Genomic DNA, 17,585 nt, shown 5'->3' with positions numbered 1-17,585 from the left:
AGATGAAGTTCTGGATCTAGAACTCGACCGGGCCGTCGAGTTCGTGGACTTGCCAAGGCAGGCCGTGATTGTTCAGCATGTTCATGAAGTCGTCCGGATCCAGCTGTTCCATGTTCCAGACGCCCGGTTCGCGCCAGTTGCCTTTCAGAACCTGTGCCGCGCCGATCATGGCGGGTACGCCGGTGGTGTAGCTGACGGCCTGAGAACCGACCTCGGCGTAGCATTCTTCGTGGTCGCAGATATTGTAGATGTAGTAGGTTTTCTCGCCCGAGCCGTACTTGGCCTGACCCGTGGCGATGTCGCCGATGCAGGCCTTGCCTTTGGTTTCCGCACCCAGATCGCCGGGATCGGGCAGCAGGGTTTTCAGGAACTGGATCGGGATGATCTCCTTGCCGTCATGCATCACCGGGTCGATGCGGGTCATGCCGACGTTTTCCAGCACTTTGGCGTGGGTGATGTAGGCGTCGCCGAAGGTCATCCAGAAGCGGGCGCGCTCGATCTCGGGGAAGTGGGTCGAGAGCGACTCCAATTCCTCGTGATACATCAGGTACATGTTCTTGGGGCCAATGGCGGGGAAGTCGAACTCGACCTTGTGGGTCATGGGGGGGCTGTGCTGCCACGCACCATTTTCCCAGTGGCGGACCTCGGCTAGCACTTCGCGCAGGTTGATTTCCGGGTTGAAATTCGTCGCGAATTCCTGATCGTTGCTGCCGCCATTGGCGTCCAACACGTCGATCTGTCGGATCGTGTCCAGCTTGTGCTTCTTCAGCCATTTCGCGAAGACGCTGGTCACGCCCGGATCGAAGCCCGAGCCGAGGATGGCGGTCAGGCCTGCCTCTTTGAAGCGCTCTTGGTAGGCCCATTGCCAGTGGTATTCGAACTTGGCCTCATCCTCGGGCTCATAGTTCGCGGTGTCGAGATAATGGATGCCGGCCTCAAGACAGGCTTCCATCAGCACCAGATCCTGATAGGGCAGGGCGAGGTTCACGAGGATCTCGGCCCCGGTTTCCTTTATCAGCTTGACTGTGTCTTCGACCTTATAGGCATCCAGCTCAGCGGTTTTGATCTCGACTCCGACGCGGTCCTTAACGGCCGCTGCGATGGCATCGCATTTCGATTTCGTGCGGCTGGCCAAAGTGATCTCGGTAAAGATATCTGAATTCATCGCCATCTTGTGCACGGCTGCGTGGGATACGCCGCCCGCGCCGACAACCAGTGTTTTGCCCATGGTGTGTCTCCTTCTTATTCGTAATAGGTGTAGCCGTTGATGGAGTCGCGATAGGCGCTCATCAGGGTTTTGCGGTCCTTGGCTTGCAGAGTACCGGTCGAGATCGCCTCGTCCACCATTTTGCGGAAGGCGGCGACGCAGTCCTGGGGGTCGAATTCAACGTAAGACAGGACCTGACTGATCGTGTCGCCCTCTTGCTCGTGCAGCAGGTCAAAGCCGCCATCGGCGCGCAGGTCGATTGTGACGACGTTGGTGTCACCGAACAGGTTGTGCAGGTCGCCTAGCGTTTCCTGATAGGCGCCGACGAAGAAGACGCCCATGAAGTATTCGTCGTCTTCGGGGAGGGAATGCACCGGCAGGCTGGGTGAGACGCCGTCGGCCAGAATGAACTGGTCGATCTTGCCGTCACTGTCGCAGGTGATGTCGGACAGCACTGCGCGGCGGTCCGGGGCTTCGTTCAGTCCTTGCAATGGTACGATCGGATGCAACTGGTCGATGGCCCAGACGTCCGGGAGCGACTGGAACAGCGAGAAGTTGCAGTGGTAGATATCGGCCACTTTCTCAAGCTGGTCGTCCACGTCCGTTTCCAGATCGTCGCTGGCCGCCAGCGCCTTGAGGCGGGCCATCAGCGACAGGTAGATACGTTCCGCCCGCGCCATCTGGCGCAGATCCACGTATCCACGGCGGAACAGGGCGCGCAATTCGTTGCGGTAGAAGGTGGCATCGTTCCAGCATTCTTGCAGGCGGTCGCTGGAAAGGTATCCTTGCACGGCGGCCAGATCAGAAACAAGGTGGTGGTCGTCCGGTTCGACATCCGGGCGGGTCGGCGCATCATACAGCGTGCTTTCCAGCACGTTGAACACCAGCATCGAAGAGGTCGCCACAACTGCGCGACCGCTTTCGGTGACCAGAGTAGGGTGGGCGATCTCGGCCTCATCCATCGCATAGGCCACGGTTTCGACTACGTTGGCGCAGTATTCCTCGACCGTGTAGTTGATCGAGTTCTCGGCCGCCTTTTTCTCGCCCGTATAGTCCACGCCCATGCCGCCGCCGAGGTCCAGATGGGTCAGCGGCACGCCTTCGTGCGTGAGTTCGGTGTAGTAGCGACAGGCCTCGCCCACGGCGCGGCGGACGTCGTTCACGTCCTGCACCTGGCTGCCAAGATGCGAGTGCTGCAGCTTGAGGCAATGCAACAGACCCGCCTCGCGCAGTTTGTCCACAGTGGCGACCAACTGATCGGTGTTCATACCAAAGGCCGAGCGGTCGCCGGAGCTTTCTTCCCACTTGCCGCTGATCTGGTTGGTCAGTTTCACGCGCACGCCGATCAGAGGTTCGATGCCGAGCTCCTTGTAGACCTCGATCACCGTATCCGCCTCTTTTGGGCTTTCCAGCACGATGACGGTATTGAACCCGATTTTGCGGGACAGGATCGCCAGCTGGATGAACTCGGCATCCTTGACGCCGTTGCAGACGATCAACGCCTCAGGGGCCAGACGATGCGCAAGAGCCACGACCAATTCGGGCTTTGATCCGGCCTCGAGGCCATAGTTGTATTTCTTGCCGAACTCCACGATGCGGTCGACCACCTGCGCCTGCTGGTTCACCTTGATCGGAAACACGCCGCGATAGGGGCCTTTGTAGCCCACCCGCGCGATGGCGTCGGCAAAGCTCTCGTTCAGATGCGCGATTTCATGTTCCAGATACGAACTGACTCGCAGCAGCATCGGTGCCTTAATCCCCCGGTCATCCAGATCGCTTAGGATACCGGGTAGGCTGATCGCCGCCGTGTCCGGAGACATCGGATTGCGCAGACCGATCTCGCCCTGCTCCGTCACCTCGATGAGGCCTTTGCCCCATTTCTCAACCCCGTAGATGGTATGCGGTGCGTCGGGCGTGTGTTTCAATCAAGTCAGTCCTTAACTCAGAGGTGCCGGTTTCGCGCCCGCCATTACGGCAGCATTTTGATTCGTCCAAGTGTAAACTATGTGACAGGGATTGCCGAACGTTACGCGTAAGTGCGGATCGGGATCAGGTGGTTGTCCCATTGGCACTCGGGGCGGGCCAGCACCCGCGCGCGTTGCTCGTTTACAGCGCCAAACGTGCCCGTGCCGGTGGTGAAGACCAGCCCGTCCGGACCTGCGCCCAGACCGCAGACATCCTCCAGTTCGAAAGCTCTCGTGAAGCTGCGACCTGCTACATCGAACAGATGCAGCGCATTTCCGCGTGGGCAGGTTATGGCGACCTCGGCCCCGCTGGCCGAGAAGGCGATGCTGCCAGCATAGCCCTGCAGGGTGATTTGCAGGTCTTCTGGTGCCGATAGAAGCTGCGGAGGCGCGCCCCGACGGTGCAGGCCCAACAGGGGCGGGTGCTTGGTCTGGCTGCCCTGCCACTGCATCGCGAACCCGACCAGCCCGTCGTTGCGCACGCTCAGATGGCGGATGGAGTTCTTGTGCAAGTCGCCCGGCAACTCGACCCGTTCAAGCAGGTTCCCGGACAGGTCCAGATAGGTCAGGTTCGGCTGCATGACGGGTAGGTTCAGCTTGGTCCGCCCGGTCTCGGGGTGGGTTTCGATCCCGCCATTTGCGATCACAAGGCTTTGTCCATCCGGCATCAGGCGCATGTCATGCGGACCAACACCGCCCGACGACACCTCTCCCAACCGTTCAAAACGCGTGGCATCCCATACGCTGATGCGGCCTTCGCCAGCCTCATAGTCGTTTTCGGTAGAAAAGAACCGGGTGCCGTCCGATGTGAAAGTACCATGACCATAGAAATGTCGCCCCTCGGGGGTCCGTAGCCGTGCAAGCTCCTGCCCGGTGGTGCAGTCGATGACCAGAGCAAACGTGCCGGGGCGGCGGGCAAAGGCCACGGCCTGCGCCTTGCGGGGGTGTGCGGCGGCGGCGTGGCCTCTTGCGGGCAGGGGCAGCGAGAACAGGATGTCTCCGCCCACATCCAAACCGGCCAGACGGAACGCGCCATCCGGAAACAGCCCGGCGACCAGATAGGCGGGCGCCCCAACCGAGGCCCACCCCGTTGCGGGCGCAAGGCTTGCAGCCGCAAGACCAGCCAGAAAATGGCGGCGGTTGGTCATGGTTCAATCCCCGTCCAGAGAGTTGAACCCGGCACTGATGCCGAGGGTTGGGCCAAGCTCGGTCGTGGCAATGGTGCGGATGTCATTCACCGCCTGTTGCAGCGCTTCGACCCGGAACCGGCCTGCGGGATCAGCTACGCCAGCGAAGGCTGGGTCGTCGATGGACCGGGCGCTTTTGATTGCGCGGTTGAAGGCCACGTCCAGATCCTGCGCGATCTCGGGATGGTCGGCAGACAGCCGCGCTGCAAGGTCCTGAAGCGCAATCAGAGACAGCTCGACATGACGCAAGGCGCGTTCCGAGCGGCGGGCTTCGGCCCTGTTGGGGCGAGGGCGGTCGAAGGTTCCGAGCGGTCGTCCCAGTCGGGTCTCGGCGGTGAATTGCAGCCCGGTCGAGAGCGCTTTGAACAGCTCCTGCATCGCCTCATCCTGCGTGCGGTACGGGCTGTCGCCCCCCGGCTGTTCCAGCTTCACTGCATAGCTTTGCCATTCTTCCGCCATCGCGTCGGCATTTGCGTCGAGATCCGCCGTGATGGCCCGGATCAGAGCGCATCGGTATTCGGCACTGCCCTGATCGGCGAATTTGGGATCGTAGAGCATCTGCTCAAGCGCAAAGAACCCACGCCCCGCGACCGAGGTCTCGGCATAGGCGGCCGTGTCGTTCACCGCAGGGTCCTCGGCTGCGATATGCTGCGAAAGGGCCTTGGGCGTGAAACCTTTGGTGTCTGGCCAAAAGGCCATGGCAAAGGCGCGGTCGTCGGCCTCGGTAGGGCCAAAGCGCAGATGGCTGGCCGATATCCACGCGTCAAAGGCGGTGCCATAGGCCGTGCGCAGAGCCTCTGATTGAGGGGCGCAATCGGATTGGGATGCGGCGGACAAAGCCTCGGTCGCGTCTGCCAATTCAGCAAAGCGCGGCAGAATATGCGCGGCAGGTACGTCTGTCAGGATCGCTGCTCGGTCTTGGGCTGACGCCGCCAAAGGGACAGTGAGGGCAATGGCAAAAGTAAATAGGCGCATGATTCAAAGACTTTCGAGAAAACGGATAAGGGCGTCGCGGTCGGCTTTGGGCATGGTGACGACGGTATCACGGGCGGATTGCGCCTCGCCCCCGTGCCAAAGCACGGCCTCCAGCAGGGTGCGGGCACGCCCGTCATGCAGGAATTCGGTATGGCCGGACACACGCTGGGTCAGGCCGATTCCCCATAGGGGTGGCGTGCGCCATTCGCGGCCTGTGGCGCGGGCCTCAGGGCTGTTGTCGGCCAGACCGTCGCCCATGTCATGCAGCAGCAGGTCGGTATAGGGCCAGATCAGTTGAAAACTATGCTCGGGCCGGTCTTCCATGCGATGAGTAACATGGGTCGGGGTATGGCAGGCGGCGCAGCCTGTGGTGTGGAACACTTCTTTCCCGTGCAGCACTTGCGGGTCATCCACATCCCGGCGACCCGGGACGCCCAGATTGCGGCTGTAGAAGGCCACGAGGTCGATTCCGACCTGATCAACCTCGAAGACGCGCACATCGCCGTCGCCATGCGGGGCCTTTACGCAATTGTCCTGCGCATCGGTGCAATCTCCGTAAGGGGCCGGAAACAGCGGGGTCGAGATGCCGATATCACCTGCAAAAGCCGCAGCCGATTGCTCCATGACTGTGGGCATGCCGGCCTTGTGGCCAAAACGGCCCATAGTCGGGGCGTCGTATTCGACCGACCATACGATGTTAGCCCGGCCCGAGATACCATCGCCATCCGTATCGTCCGGGTCGGCTTTGGCCAGCAGGTCCTCGACCGGGATCGCCTCAAGCAGCCCGAGGCCAATCATCTGCGGCGCAACGCGGGGGCTGAGCATGGCGTCGGGGTGTAGCGCGCCGTATCCCAGATCGGCAGCCGTGTAGGTGGGACGGCGGAGCGAGGCGCTCTCGCCCTCGGACAGTGCAACCGGGATTTCTTCGTAGGTGATCTCCAACCGGTATTCCGCCGGATGTCCGGCCAGGGCGAAGTCCTGCATCTGGCCGCCGTAGTTGGGCTCGGGCAGGGTAGCGAGATAGTCTTCGATCCCTTCCGGCGCGTCCTGAGGGCTGCCGGGAATGGACACGCGCAGGAACATCGAGATGGCGTTGTCATCCGGCCCGTTCGGTGTATGCCCGCGCCCATCCTTGATGTGACAGCGCTGGCATGAACGCGCGTTGTACAGCGGCCCAAGACCATCAGACGCGAGAGTCGAAGAGGGCGACGAGACCCAGATTTTCTTGAACAATCCGTTGCCGACCTTGAAGTCCAGCTCTTGTTCAAAGCTCAGGTTCTTGGACGGTTGCGAGAACGCATCCGCGTTGTTGCGCACACGCACGGTTGCGGCCCCGGCAGGCAACTCTTCGAACCTTTGCGGCGCGCTGAAATCCTGCGGCAGTGCGGTGACACCGGCAATGCGCGCGCGTTCGTCTTCGGTGCGTGGGGTGAAGTTGAGGTGAAGGTCCTGCAGCTCGGCTGACAGGGAAGGGGTGGCCGCAGTTGCGACCACCAAGAGGGCGAGAATACTATTCTTCGGCGTCCATTTTCGCGGCGTTGAGTTGCGCATAATTGGCGTCGCCAATCCTTTCATACAGATCGAGCTGTGTTTCGAGGAAGTCGATATGACCTTCTTCATCGCTGATCAATTCCTCGAAGAGCGACATAGAGACATAGTCGCCCGCCTCGCGGCAATATTCCCGCGCTTCGACATACAATGTGCGGGCATCGTGTTCGGCGGCCAGATCGCATTCCAGCGTTTCCTTGGGGTTCTGCCCGATCCGTAGAGGGTCGAGCTTTTGCAGGTTCGGGTGGCCTTCCAGAAAGATGATCCGTTCGATCAGCTTGTCCGCATGCCCCATCTCTTCGATGCTTTCTTCGCGGCTTTTCTTGGCCATATGGACCAAGCCCCAGTCCTCCTGAAGCCGGTAGTGCAGCCAATACTGGCTGACGGCTGTCAGCTCATGCCGCAGGGATTTGTTGAGATACTCTATGACCTTGGGATCGCCCTTCATCTGCCTTCTCCTGTGATAGGCCGGTGCGTAACGCACGCAGCTGCATGGGGACTTCCAGATTATCGTCGGTTCGCATCGTGTCTAGGAAAAGCGGCATGCACCCGCCACAGTCGGCAGATTTCCCGAGCGCGTGGTAGATCTTGCCCGGGGTAATGATTGCTTGCGGGTCAGAGGTCCGCATCCAGTCGATAGCGGCCCGGATGTCGTGGTCGGAGATGTTTGTGCAGTGGCAGACGATCATGGCGAATCGAGGCTCGTTGATTTTCTTACTTATTTAGTAAGGTAATGCCTTCAAGTCCAGCCACCTTGTGGTGGCTAGGTTGCCGGAGGCGTCGTTTTGCCGGCGCCTCCAGCCCTTTTACGTGTTTAGTGGAAAACCGCGTCAGGGTTGTCCAAGCTGTCCGATCCTTCGAACTCGATGCCATCGAGGTCGAGGGTCGATACGATACGCTCGATGGTCTTGGTCTGGTCAACCAGACCGTTGACGCCGCCCATGATCAGGGCCTCGCCACCGGCATTGCCGCGTTCCAGCATCTGGTCATAGGCGAAACCGGCCTCGGCGGTCGATTTGATCCGGCCCAGAGCCTGCATTGTTGTCGATAGCTTGGCCTTCATCTCGGTGTCCAAAGCGGGGTCAGCGGCGATCACCAGATCCGACAGAGACGCGCCCGAGATCGGGGTGCCATCGATCCGGGTGTAGTTGCCCAGATAGACGTTCTGGATGCCAAGGCCATCGTAGTAGTGGCTGTTGTGCGTGTTATCGGCAAAGCAATCATGCTCTTCCTCGGGGTCGTTCAGCATCAGTCCCAGGCGCATACGCTCACCAGCCTGTTCGCCATAGGACAGTGAGCCCATGCCGGTCAGAATGGCGCTGATGCCCGCGGATTCGTTCTCGGACAGGGCGGCGCGTGCATCACCATCTTCGGCCCATTGTGCCGTCATCCATTCCAGATCGCTGATCAGCAGGTCGGTTGCGGCGCTCAGGTATTGCGCGCGGCGGTCGCAGTTGCCGTTGGTGCAGTCGTCGCCTTTCGCGTAATCGGTGGCCGGGCGGTTGCCCGCGCCTGCACCGTGACCGTTCAGGTCCTGACCCCACAGCAGGAATTCGATGGCGTGGTATCCGGTGGCGACGTTGGCCTCGATCCCGTCGGCCTCGTGTAGGGTCTCTGCCAGTAGTTCAGGAGTGATCTCGGTCGCGTCAATCGCGGTTCCCGAAAGCTCGAAGCTCGGGTTTGCGATGACATTAAGAACGGCGAATTCGTTCTCATCCGTGGCGCCACCGTAGGAGGCGTCGACATAGTCGATGAGGCCTTCGTCCAGTGGCCACGCGTTCACTTTGCCTTCCCAATCATCGACGATGGCGTTGCCAAAGCGGTAAACCTCGGTCTGCTGATAAGGGACGCGGGCGGCAATCCAGGCCGCACGCGCGGCGTTCAACGTAGCGTCCGACGGGTCGGCGATCAGCGCGTTGACGGCGTCTTGCAGCGCTTTGGCGGCGATCAGACTGTCATCATATTTGGCTTCTGCAATATTGGCGTAAGTTGTCAGCACGTCCGCTTTTGCAGGTGCGTCACCGGCCGATGCAGCGGTGGCCACGCATAGTGTCAGAGTGCTGGCGGCAGCAAAGAATTTCGTCATTGGGTTCAGGTCTTTCATGTCAGAAATCTCGTACAGGTGCGTCCAAAAGGGGCTGCACTTGCACGCACATAGCTGAGTGAAATAGTCGACAATGTCAACCTGAGTTTTATTGTCGGATTTACTGCAGGGGAGCTACATCCCCATATCTGGTGGGTCTGATACACGCCGTCGCGATTGCGCCATGTTCGTATAAAGTTAAACTAATCCATGTGATTCTATTGCGAGTGGTGTGAGTTCATGAAGTGGTTGAGTGCTTCGATCGGTTTGTGTGCAGTAACCGTCCAGGCATGGGCAGGGGATCAGGTTCCCGCGCAGAGTGCTGTTGCGGGGTCATTGGATATTTCCTTTGAGGAAACTCAGTTCAGCGTGTCGTTAGCGGTCCCGAGCGAGGATATTTTGGAGTTCGACCATCGCGCAGCAGATGACGCGGATCGGTCCGCGATCGCGGATGCCATTTCGTCCTTGTCAAAGCCGTTAACCCTTTTTCTTGTCCCTGAACAGGCTGGGTGCGCCACGGCATCGGCCAATGTGTCTTTGACGGGCGAAGGGCTGGGGTCGGATGCAGACGCGGTGGGCGCGCCCGAGTTTCTGGCCGAGTATGTTATTCAGTGTTCGGACATGGCCGCTCTGGATATAATCGAATTCGCGTATTTTGAGCGTTTTGATCAAGTTTCGACGCTCGATATCACCGCATCGTCGCAGGGTGTTACGCGGCGCGTCCATGTTACCTCGCAGTCGCCGGTCCTTGATGTCTCGGCTTTGCAAGACTCGGACTAATACTGCCTCCATGCTTAGTGAAAAGGGTTTCGGCAGGGTGGATCGACGAGCAAAGTAGACAAGCTCGAAAGTCGGACCGGAATCAGCTGGGGTCTGAGCGGGTGCGTGGGTGCTTATGCGTGCACAAAACACTCAACTCTAACCTGAATTCTGATCAAATTCCGCAAAATTAATGTTTGTGTCGGAAAGAAACCAAGATCTGACACGAATTGGCAATAGTTGTGCCAACATTCGTCGGTACTACCACACTATCCTACCGAGGTGTTGACTAGTCCGATTTTAATGAGGGGGTTCTCGAAGGGATCGGGGGATGAGCGTGGATGTGCCCAGTATCGGGCGGATCAGGACGCTCTCCCCCAGTGGTGGGTTTGCTTGATTTCAGTCAATCTTGTTGCGCTGTGCGTGAGGTGTGACGCCAAAACTCAGGCGAAACACGCGTGAGAAATGGCCCGGATTCTCGAATCCACAGGCCATGGCGACCTCGGTCACAGAAGCCTCGGTTTGCAACAGTAGCTTTTGCGCGCGTTCCAGACGCATCTCCATAAAGTACTTTTTGGGCGAGGTATTCAGGTATTTCCCAAAAAGCCGTTCGAGCTGCCGTGTCGAAATACCGAGCTCATCTGCAATCGCAGAGGGCGAGACTGGCGTTTCGATGTTGTTTCGCATGACCTCAATCGCTTTGGACAGATGGATGTTGCGCATTCCGTTTCGCGATTGCAGGGACACGCGCTGTTTGGCTGTGGCGTTGCGTACGGCGTTGTAAACCATCTGATCAGCCACATCCATGGCCAGCTCGACCCCATGGTCTCGTTCGATTAAGTGCAACATCAGGTCGGCGGTCGCTGTACCGCCAGAGGCGGTGATGTGCTTCTCGTCGACCACAAACACGCTGCGCACTAGGTTCACATCGGGAAATGCCTCGGTGAAGGCGTCATGGTATTCCCAGTGAATGGCGGCCTGCATTTCGTTGAGAAAACCGGCCTCTGCCAAAAGCCAAGCGCCCGAACATAGTGCGCCGATCGCTGTCCCTCGTGCCCGTTCACGGCGCAGCAAAGCTAGCAGAGGTTTGGAGGCGTGGTTCCGCATGTGGATACCAGACAGCACGAAAATCTGATCAGATTTGGGCAGGCTATCGAATCCCCCATGGACCAGAGTCACCGAGCCGTTGGAGCAGACAGCGTGTTCGCCATGCTCAGACACAAAAGACCAGCTGTAGAGATCCTGCCCGCTGACGAGGTTGGCAATCCGTAAAGGCTCGACCGCGCAGGAAAACGCGAGGTGCGAGAACTCCTCGATCAGAATGAAGGTGATGTGGCTGGGATCGGGCATGGCGGTCTTTGCGCTTCCGGGCTGCTGGGTGGTTTCGACATTATTCGCAGGTTGCCTATGCTGCACGAAAATTAATTGTATACAAGTTGTATTTTAATCGCATACAACACCCTTAGCTGGGCGATCTCGATTCGCCAAGCGGCTGCGACAAAGGGATAGGCGGATGAAGGACGAAGCGCGTTCGCGCAAATCTGATCTTGCAGAACACCTCAAGGTCTCGATTCTGACCTTGCGGCTAAAACCCGGTGCGGATCTGGATGAGGCGCATCTGTCCGAAGCTTTCGGCCTGTCGCGAACCCCGCTGCGCGAAGTGTTCCGGCAACTGGCCGGTGAGGGGTATCTGGACCAGCGCGCCAATCGCAGCACGCGCGTCTCTGAGATGTCGCATACCACGCTGCGGGATTTCTTTCTGGCGGCTCCGATGGTGTATGGCGCCATCCTGCGGCTGGCCGCGCGCAACGCTCTGCCAGATCAGATTGAGGCATTGAAGGATGCCCAGCGATCCTTTTGTTCGGCTTTGCAGTCGGGCTCGGCCGAGGATCGTGCGCTAGCAAACAATCGGTTTCACGATGTCACGGGGCAGATGTCCGGCAATGTATATCTGTTGCCGTCGTTCAATCGTCTTTTGATCGACCATGCCCGGATCGGGATGACCTTTTACAGACCGCGCAACGCGGGTCTGACCGAAAACCTGTCTGAGGCCAGCCGTCAGCACGACGCCATCATCGCCGCCATCGAGGCGGGCGATGAGACGGCTGCTGCGCAGCTGGCCGAGGACCACTGGAACCTGTCTCGCGATCAGATTGAGCTGTTCGTGATGCCTGATGCGCTGGATGTCCCGATGGGCATCCCGCCTCTTTCGAAACCTGCATGAGGACGGAATGAACCCGATTTTCAAGTTTGAGGGAATCTATACCCCTGTGGTCACGCCCTATCACGAGGATGCCAGCGTGAATTGGGACGCTTTGTCCGATGTGATCGAATTCCTGATCGCCAGTGGCGTTCACGGGCTGATCTCGGGCGGCTCGACCGGCGAAAACTATGCCCAGACCGTGGCAGAGCGGCTGGAACTGGCCAAGTTCACGCATGCGCAGTTGAAAGGTCGTCTGCCTCTGGTCGTCGGGACCGGAGCGATGCTGACACCAGACTCGATTGCGCTGGCCTCGGGTGCGCGTGAGATCGGAGCAGACTCGATCCTGTTGGCAAGCCCGCCCTATTCGGTGCCCACCGACCGGGAAAACGCGCTGAACGCATTGGCCATCGACAAGGCCGCTGACCTGCCGGTGATGCTGTACAACTACCCGCACCGCACCGGAACGATGATGGGCGAGGAATTCCTCGACCGTGTGGGCCGCAGCCGGAATTTCTGTGGCATCAAGGAAAGCTCGGGCGATATCAACCGGGTCCATCTGCTGGCGCGCGACTACCCGCATATCCAGCTGGGTTGTGGCATGGACGATCAGGCGCTGGAGTTCTTCGCCTGGGGCGCGCCGTTTTGGGTGTGCGGCGGGTCGAACTTCCTGCCGGAAGAGCATGTGGCGCTGTACAACGCCTGTGTGATCGAAGGTGATTTCGCCAAAGGCCGCCGGATCATGAGCGCGATGATGCCGCTGATGCGGGTGTTGGAGCAGGGCGGCAAGTTCATCCAGACCATTAAACATGGCGTCACCATGAACGGCCTTGAGGCGGGCGCAATGCGGGCTCCGCTGAAGGGGCTGAACAAGGATGACAAGCGGGCGCTGGAACAGGTGACGCGCGTGTTGAAGAAAACAATCGCTGATATCGTAGCTGAAAAGAAGATTGGGGGCTAAGGCATGGAATTGCTGACACAGGACGAATACAAATCCATCGCCGCAGACCTGACTCTGCCGACCGGAGCATTCATTGACGGCGCGTACCGCCCGGCGATCTCGGGCGAGACGTTCGAAACGGTGAACCCCGCCACCGGTGAGAAGCTGGCCGATATCGCCTCTTGTGGTGCTGCGGACGTTGATTTCGCAGTTGAGAAAGCGCGCGAAGCCTTTGACGATGGGCGGTGGTCGAAACTGCACCCCTCGGACCGCAAGGACGTTTTGATCCGGCTCTGCAAATTGATGACCCGCAACGCCCGCGAACTGGCGGTGATGGAGAGCATCGACAGCGGCAAGACCATCTATGACTGTGAAACGGTGGACGTGCCGGAAACGATCCACTGCCTGAAATGGCACGCGGAAGCGATCGACAAGATCTACGATCAGGTCTCACCCGCCAGCGATGACCATATCGCCATGGTCGTGCGTGAGCCAATTGGCGTGGTGGGTCTGGTGCTGCCGTGGAACTTCCCGTTGCTCATGCTGGCCTGGAAAATCGGACCGGCTCTGGCGGCGGGTTGCTCGGTCGTTGTGAAGCCCGCAGCCGAGACCACGCTGACCGCGCTGCGTCTTGCCGAACTGGCAATGGAGGCGGGTCTGCCACGCGGTGTCCTGAACATTGTCCCCGGCGGCGGTGCCGCTGTCGGTGAGCCGATCGGACGGCAAATGGATGTCGACATGGTCTCGTTCACCGGTTCGACGGTGACCGGCAAGCGGTTCCTGACCTACTCCGCTGAAAGCAACGCCAAAGAGGTCGTGCTGGAGATGGGCGGCAAGAACCCCGCCATCGTGATGGATGACGCCGAAAACCTGGATCGCGTGGCCGCGCATATCGTAAATGGTGCGTTCTGGAACATGGGCGAGAACTGCTCGGCCTCGTCGCGGTTGATCGTGCACAAGGATGTAAAGGCCGAGTTGCTGGAGCGCATCGCCCATCACGCCAAACAGTGGAACATTGGCGATCCACTGGACCCGGAAACCCGCATGGGCGCGCTGGTCAGCGAAGGGCACTACAACAAAGTGTGTGGCTATTTGGATCAGGCCGAGAACGTGGTGATTGGCGGCAAGGCCGAAAAAGGGTTTGTCGAGGCCACCGTCGTCGAAGTCTCGGGCAATGACGCCACTCTGGCGCGCGAGGAGATCTTTGGCCCCGTCCTGTCGGTGATTGAGGTCTCGGGCTTTGATGAGGCGATCAAAATCGCCAACGATACGGAGTATGGCCTTTGCGCTTCGATCTTCACGGCCAACGCGAAACGTGCGATCCGAGGCGCTCGGGCGATCCGGGCAGGGACCGTGACCGTGAACAGCTTTGGCGAAGGGGATATCACCACGCCCTTTGGCGGCTACAAGCAGTCCGGCTTCGGCGGGCGGGATAACTCCGTCCATGCGCATGATCAGTACACCCAGTTGAAAACCATCTGGATTGATCTGGCCGATGACGCGGATGAGGCCGTCGATTGAGCGCATACTCAGCACGCAAACTGCCAACCCATCGCGGCCCTGCGGCCTGGAGCGTCATCCTCGGCGCCCAGCCGCCCGCGGTGGAGTTAGATAAGGATCTGACCGCTGATGTCGTGGTCGTCGGCGCCGGCTTTGCCGGTTTGTCGGCGGCGCGGCGTCTGACGCAATTGGATCCCAAGGCGCGTGTGATTGTGCTTGAGGCCGGTCGCGTGGCCGAAGGGGCCGCGGGGCGAAACTCGGGCTTCATGATCGATCTGCCGCACGACCTAGCATCGGATGACTATGCCGGAGCGGGCGATGACAAGACCATGATCGCGCTCAACCGGCAGGCCATCGCATTCGCGCGGTCCGCCGTTGAGCAATACCAGATCGACCGCAACTTTTTCGACGAAGTGGGCAAGGTCAACGGAGCGTCAGGCGACACGGGCCATGCCCACAATGTCAGCTATGCGCGGCATCTGGAAACCCTGGGCGAAAACAGCGAGATGCTGGACCCCGCGCAGATGCATGAACTCACCGGATCGCGGCACTATCAATCGGGCCTCTTCACACCCGGAACGGTCATGCTGCAACCGGCGGGTTATGTTCGGGGGGTGGCTGCAGGGCTGGCCGGGGATGGGGTCACCATTTTCGAAAACTCGCCCGTTCTTGGGTTTGAAAAACGCGGCAGCGATTGGGTGGTGCGGACTGGGAAAGGCACCGTAAGCACAGGCAAGATCATCCTGACGGTCAATGGTCATCTGGAAAGCTTCGGGATTGAACGGGACCGGTTGATGCAGCTGTTCCTCTTTGCCTCGATGACGCCCGTGTTGGACGCCGATGCGCTGACCCGTTTGGGAGGGCAGCCGCGCTGGGGCGTGACGCCCTCGGACCCGATGGGAACGACCATGCGTAGGATCGACACCGGGCAGGGCGGCAATCGCATTGTCACCCGGACCTGTGCCGCGTTGCGGCCAGGCATGGCAGCAACCTCGAGCGATCTGGCACGCGCCGCCAAAGTGATGCAGCGCAAGTTCGATCAGCGGTTTCCGCAACTGGCGGGGCTGAGGATGGAGCATCAGTGGGCCGGTCACCTGTGCCTCAGCCTCAATGGTGTCTCTGTCGCAAGAGAGATCGAGCCGGGCGTTTATTCTGGCTGCGTCCAAAACGGACTGGGCACAGCGCGCGGGACCCTGACCGGGATCGCCGCAGCCGAGAGGGCCTGCGGCCACAGTTCCGACATCAAAGATTTTTTCGAGGCCGAAGGTGCCCCCAAACGCCTGCCGCCCCAGCCGTTTCGGGAAATCGGAGCGAATGCCGTCTTGCGTTGGAAAGAATGGCGCGCGCGGGATGAATAGGCTTGGTGGGCTCAACTGAGCCTGCCGACACCCAGCGGCCTGAGACATGCACGTTCTCTCGCCTGTTGCAGCACTAGCGAATTTGCAAAAAAAGGCCCGCCCTGAATGGTGGGCGGGCCAGTAGGGGAGTTGGTATCAGTAGGTCTGGTTCAACTCATCCGCTGCCGGAATTTCCCGTTCCCGACGCGCGATATAGTCCAGAAGCTCTTCGTTCTTGGCCTCGTCCAGCTTTGGTTCCTGATACTCGGCCAGCAGTTTCTTGGCGTGTTTGAGGGCGCGTTCCGTGATCTCAACGCTGCCTTCGGCCTGCCACTGCTCGATCGAGTTGTTGTCGAACAGCTCGGGCATGAAGAACGCCGTCTGGAAGTTGTCCTGCGTATGCGGATGGCCCAGATAGTGGCCACCCGGGCCGACATCCGGAACGGCGGCAAGTGCCTGATCGAAGTCGCCCCATTTGGGACCTTCCGCCATGCGATAGGCCATCGCGCATTGTTCCGAATCCACAATGAACTTGGCGACCGAGCAATGCATGCCGGCCTCGTTCCAGCCCGCCGAGTGCCAGATGTAATTGGCCCCGGCATGCAGAACCGCGCTGAGCGTCGTGGCAGATTCGTAGCCAGCCTGTGCGTCAAAGGTCTTGGCACCGCCCAGCGTGTTCGAGGTGCGCCAGGGAACATCATAGAACCGCGCCATCTGACCGATCATGAAGTTCATCAAGCTGATCTCGGGCGTACCCGCCATCGGCGCGCCGGATTTCATCGACACGGTCGACAGGTAGTGACCCCAGATCGCGGGCGCCCCTTTGCGAACCACCTGCGTATAGGCCAGCGCAGACAGCGCCTCGGCTGTCAATTGGGCCACAGTGGCAGGCACAGAGGCAGGCGTGTTCGCGCCACCCAGAACGAAGGGTGAGCAGAGGACTGGCTGATTGCGGCGGCAGAAGGCACGCATCGCACCCAGCATCGTCTCATCCCAGACCAGAGGGCTGTTGCCGTTGCAGTTGCCGGTGGTCACGGGGTGGCTATCGATGAACTCATCCCCAAACAGGATCGCGCACATGTCCATCACGTCCTCGGCATTCTTGGGCGAGGTGGTCATGCCCATGAACATCTTGTCCGAGTATTTCATCGACGAGTAGGTGATGCGCAGGTGGCGTTGGCTGATCGGATGATCATAAGGCTCGACGATATGGTGGGCCGAGCTGTGCAGCGCGGGCATCATATGGCTGAGCTTGTGGAACATCGCCAGATCTTCCAGCAGCGGGTTACGGCGCACATCGTCCAGATCGCGCAGGAAAGGCGCGCCGGTCATCGGCACAAAGACCGAATGCTTGCCGCCCAGCTTGACGTTATTGGCCGGGTTACGCGCGTGATAGGTGAACTGTGCCGGAATAGTCGAGATCAGCTCGCGCACCATGTTGCGGTCAAGATAGACCAGCTCTCCGTCTACCTTGGCACCGGCCTTCTTCCAGTCTTCCAACGCGATCGGGTCGCGGAACTGAACGCCGACATTTTCCAGAATGTCCATGGCGGCATTGTCGATCATCTCGACCTGGCTGCCGTCCATCACCTCGCATTCGGGGATGGCGCGGGTCAGGCCGGGCAGCATTTCAAAGTTCGGGGCTGTGCGTTTTGCACGCCGCGCAGCGCGGCCTCCGGAACGTGATTGGGTTCGAATATTCAAAGGGCAATCCTCCATCTTGGAACGAAAATGACGGATTCGCGGCGCGCCAACCTCTCTGATAGCGATATGTGTTTGCAGGATGCGACACGCAAAAGCGCCGCCCTTTTGGGGCGGCGCTTGGATTGTTTGTGTTTTGGTGGGTTTATTCTGCGGCCTGTGGTGCCTCGGCGTGTTTGTCACG

General features: G+C 59.8%; 15 protein-coding genes. 5 read left to right on the top strand and 10 right to left on the bottom strand.

Annotated elements, in window-relative coordinates:
* Positions 1-16: 16 nt before the first annotated feature.
* The 8 genes from ACR0J4_RS20805 to ACR0J4_RS20770 all read right to left on the bottom strand — a co-directional run bounded on the left by ACR0J4_RS20805 (position 17) and on the right by ACR0J4_RS20770 (position 8,967).
* Entirely contained in the window at positions 17-1,228 is a 1,212-nt protein-coding gene (locus ACR0J4_RS20805; RefSeq protein WP_170643865.1) for a saccharopine dehydrogenase family protein, read from the bottom strand.
* Positions 1,229-1,242: 14 nt separating this feature from the next.
* Positions 1,243-3,132 carry a biosynthetic arginine decarboxylase gene (speA, locus tag ACR0J4_RS20800; RefSeq protein ID WP_170643864.1) on the bottom strand — a complete coding sequence of 630 codons (1,890 nt, stop codon included), beginning with the start codon at positions 3,130-3,132 and terminating at the stop codon, positions 1,243-1,245.
* Between the two features lie 101 nt (positions 3,133-3,233).
* Positions 3,234-4,319, bottom strand: coding sequence for a DUF1513 domain-containing protein (locus ACR0J4_RS20795; protein ID WP_170643862.1), 1,086 nt, complete (start codon positions 4,317-4,319; stop codon positions 3,234-3,236).
* Positions 4,320-4,322: 3 nt separating this feature from the next.
* On the bottom strand, positions 4,323-5,333 hold the full coding sequence (locus ACR0J4_RS20790; protein ID WP_170643860.1) for an imelysin family protein: 1,011 nt from the start codon (positions 5,331-5,333) through the stop codon (positions 4,323-4,325).
* A 3-nt stretch (positions 5,334-5,336) separates the two neighbouring features.
* On the bottom strand, positions 5,337-6,884 hold the full coding sequence (locus tag ACR0J4_RS20785) for a di-heme oxidoredictase family protein (RefSeq protein WP_170643859.1): 1,548 nt from the start codon (positions 6,882-6,884) through the stop codon (positions 5,337-5,339).
* Positions 6,844-7,329: a bacterioferritin gene (gene bfr / locus ACR0J4_RS20780; protein WP_170642156.1), complete on the bottom strand. Its 486-nt coding sequence runs from the start codon at positions 7,327-7,329 to the stop codon at positions 6,844-6,846. The genes ACR0J4_RS20785 and bfr overlap by 41 nt, the downstream gene beginning before the upstream one ends.
* The gene (locus ACR0J4_RS20775) at positions 7,277-7,570 is read right to left on the bottom strand and encodes a (2Fe-2S)-binding protein (RefSeq protein ID WP_170468500.1); all 294 of its coding nucleotides are present in this window, start codon (positions 7,568-7,570) and stop codon (positions 7,277-7,279) included. The genes bfr and ACR0J4_RS20775 overlap by 53 nt, the downstream gene beginning before the upstream one ends.
* A 125-nt stretch (positions 7,571-7,695) precedes the next feature.
* Positions 7,696-8,967 (bottom strand): imelysin family protein, encoded by a 1,272-nt coding sequence (locus ACR0J4_RS20770; protein WP_170643925.1) that lies wholly within the window; start codon positions 8,965-8,967, stop codon positions 7,696-7,698.
* A 237-nt stretch (positions 8,968-9,204) separates the two neighbouring features.
* On the opposite strand from ACR0J4_RS20770, the gene ACR0J4_RS20765 reads away from it, so the two are divergent.
* Positions 9,205-9,744, top strand: a complete 540-nt coding sequence (locus ACR0J4_RS20765; RefSeq protein WP_170643858.1) for a ZrgA family zinc uptake protein — start codon at positions 9,205-9,207, stop codon at positions 9,742-9,744.
* A gap of 378 nt (positions 9,745-10,122) precedes the next feature.
* On the opposite strand, the gene ACR0J4_RS20760 is transcribed toward ACR0J4_RS20765, so the two are convergent.
* Positions 10,123-11,073, bottom strand: a complete 951-nt coding sequence (locus ACR0J4_RS20760) for a GlxA family transcriptional regulator (RefSeq protein ID WP_170556459.1) — start codon at positions 11,071-11,073, stop codon at positions 10,123-10,125.
* 163 nt (positions 11,074-11,236) lie between these two features.
* Here ACR0J4_RS20760 and ACR0J4_RS20755 point away from each other — a divergent pair, with 163 nt between their 5' ends.
* From ACR0J4_RS20755 to ACR0J4_RS20740, 4 genes are read left to right on the top strand one after another with little or no spacing between them, the layout of a single operon-like run.
* Entirely contained in the window at positions 11,237-11,947 is a 711-nt protein-coding gene (locus ACR0J4_RS20755; RefSeq protein WP_170643856.1) for a GntR family transcriptional regulator, read from the top strand.
* Positions 11,948-11,954: 7 nt separating this feature from the next.
* Positions 11,955-12,884 (top strand): dihydrodipicolinate synthase family protein, encoded by a 930-nt coding sequence (locus ACR0J4_RS20750; protein ID WP_170643854.1) that lies wholly within the window; start codon positions 11,955-11,957, stop codon positions 12,882-12,884.
* A gap of 3 nt (positions 12,885-12,887) precedes the next feature.
* Complete coding sequence (locus ACR0J4_RS20745) at positions 12,888-14,384, top strand: aldehyde dehydrogenase (RefSeq protein ID WP_170643852.1); 1,497 nt, start codon at positions 12,888-12,890, stop codon at positions 14,382-14,384.
* Positions 14,381-15,721 carry an NAD(P)/FAD-dependent oxidoreductase gene (locus tag ACR0J4_RS20740; RefSeq protein ID WP_170643850.1) on the top strand — a complete coding sequence of 447 codons (1,341 nt, stop codon included), beginning with the start codon at positions 14,381-14,383 and terminating at the stop codon, positions 15,719-15,721. Before ACR0J4_RS20745 ends, ACR0J4_RS20740 begins: the two co-directional genes overlap by 4 nt.
* Before the next feature lie 135 nt (positions 15,722-15,856).
* Here ACR0J4_RS20740 and ACR0J4_RS20735 read toward each other — a convergent pair whose 3' ends face one another.
* Complete coding sequence (locus ACR0J4_RS20735; RefSeq protein WP_480668810.1) at positions 15,857-17,404, bottom strand: trimethylamine methyltransferase family protein; 1,548 nt, start codon at positions 17,402-17,404, stop codon at positions 15,857-15,859.
* Positions 17,405-17,585 lie beyond the last annotated feature (181 nt).

It is taken from the genome of Ruegeria sp. B10 (assembly GCF_056539825.1).
Note: the sequence above shows the minus strand (reverse complement) of the source record. Positions and strands in the feature narration are given on the sequence as shown.

Excerpts from the sequence above, each read along its gene's own strand:
- ACR0J4_RS20750 (WP_170643854.1), top strand. The coding sequence starts at position 11,955 with ATGAACCCGATTTTCAAGTTTGAGGGAATCTATACCCCTGTGGTCACG.
- bfr (WP_170642156.1), bottom strand. The coding sequence starts at position 7,329 with ATGAAGGGCGATCCCAAGGTCATAGAGTATCTCAACAAATCCCTGCGG.
- ACR0J4_RS20795 (WP_170643862.1), bottom strand. The coding sequence starts at position 4,319 with ATGACCAACCGCCGCCATTTTCTGGCTGGTCTTGCGGCTGCAAGCCTT.
- ACR0J4_RS20765 (WP_170643858.1), top strand. The coding sequence starts at position 9,205 with ATGAAGTGGTTGAGTGCTTCGATCGGTTTGTGTGCAGTAACCGTCCAG.
- ACR0J4_RS20805 (WP_170643865.1), bottom strand. The coding sequence starts at position 1,228 with ATGGGCAAAACACTGGTTGTCGGCGCGGGCGGCGTATCCCACGCAGCC.
- ACR0J4_RS20790 (WP_170643860.1), bottom strand. The coding sequence starts at position 5,333 with ATGCGCCTATTTACTTTTGCCATTGCCCTCACTGTCCCTTTGGCGGCG.
- ACR0J4_RS20755 (WP_170643856.1), top strand. The coding sequence starts at position 11,237 with ATGAAGGACGAAGCGCGTTCGCGCAAATCTGATCTTGCAGAACACCTC.
- ACR0J4_RS20770 (WP_170643925.1), bottom strand. The coding sequence starts at position 8,967 with ATGACGAAATTCTTTGCTGCCGCCAGCACTCTGACACTATGCGTGGCC.
- ACR0J4_RS20785 (WP_170643859.1), bottom strand. The coding sequence starts at position 6,884 with ATGCGCAACTCAACGCCGCGAAAATGGACGCCGAAGAATAGTATTCTC.
- ACR0J4_RS20775 (WP_170468500.1), bottom strand. The coding sequence starts at position 7,570 with ATGATCGTCTGCCACTGCACAAACATCTCCGACCACGACATCCGGGCC.
- ACR0J4_RS20745 (WP_170643852.1), top strand. The coding sequence starts at position 12,888 with ATGGAATTGCTGACACAGGACGAATACAAATCCATCGCCGCAGACCTG.
- ACR0J4_RS20760 (WP_170556459.1), bottom strand. The coding sequence starts at position 11,073 with ATGCCCGATCCCAGCCACATCACCTTCATTCTGATCGAGGAGTTCTCG.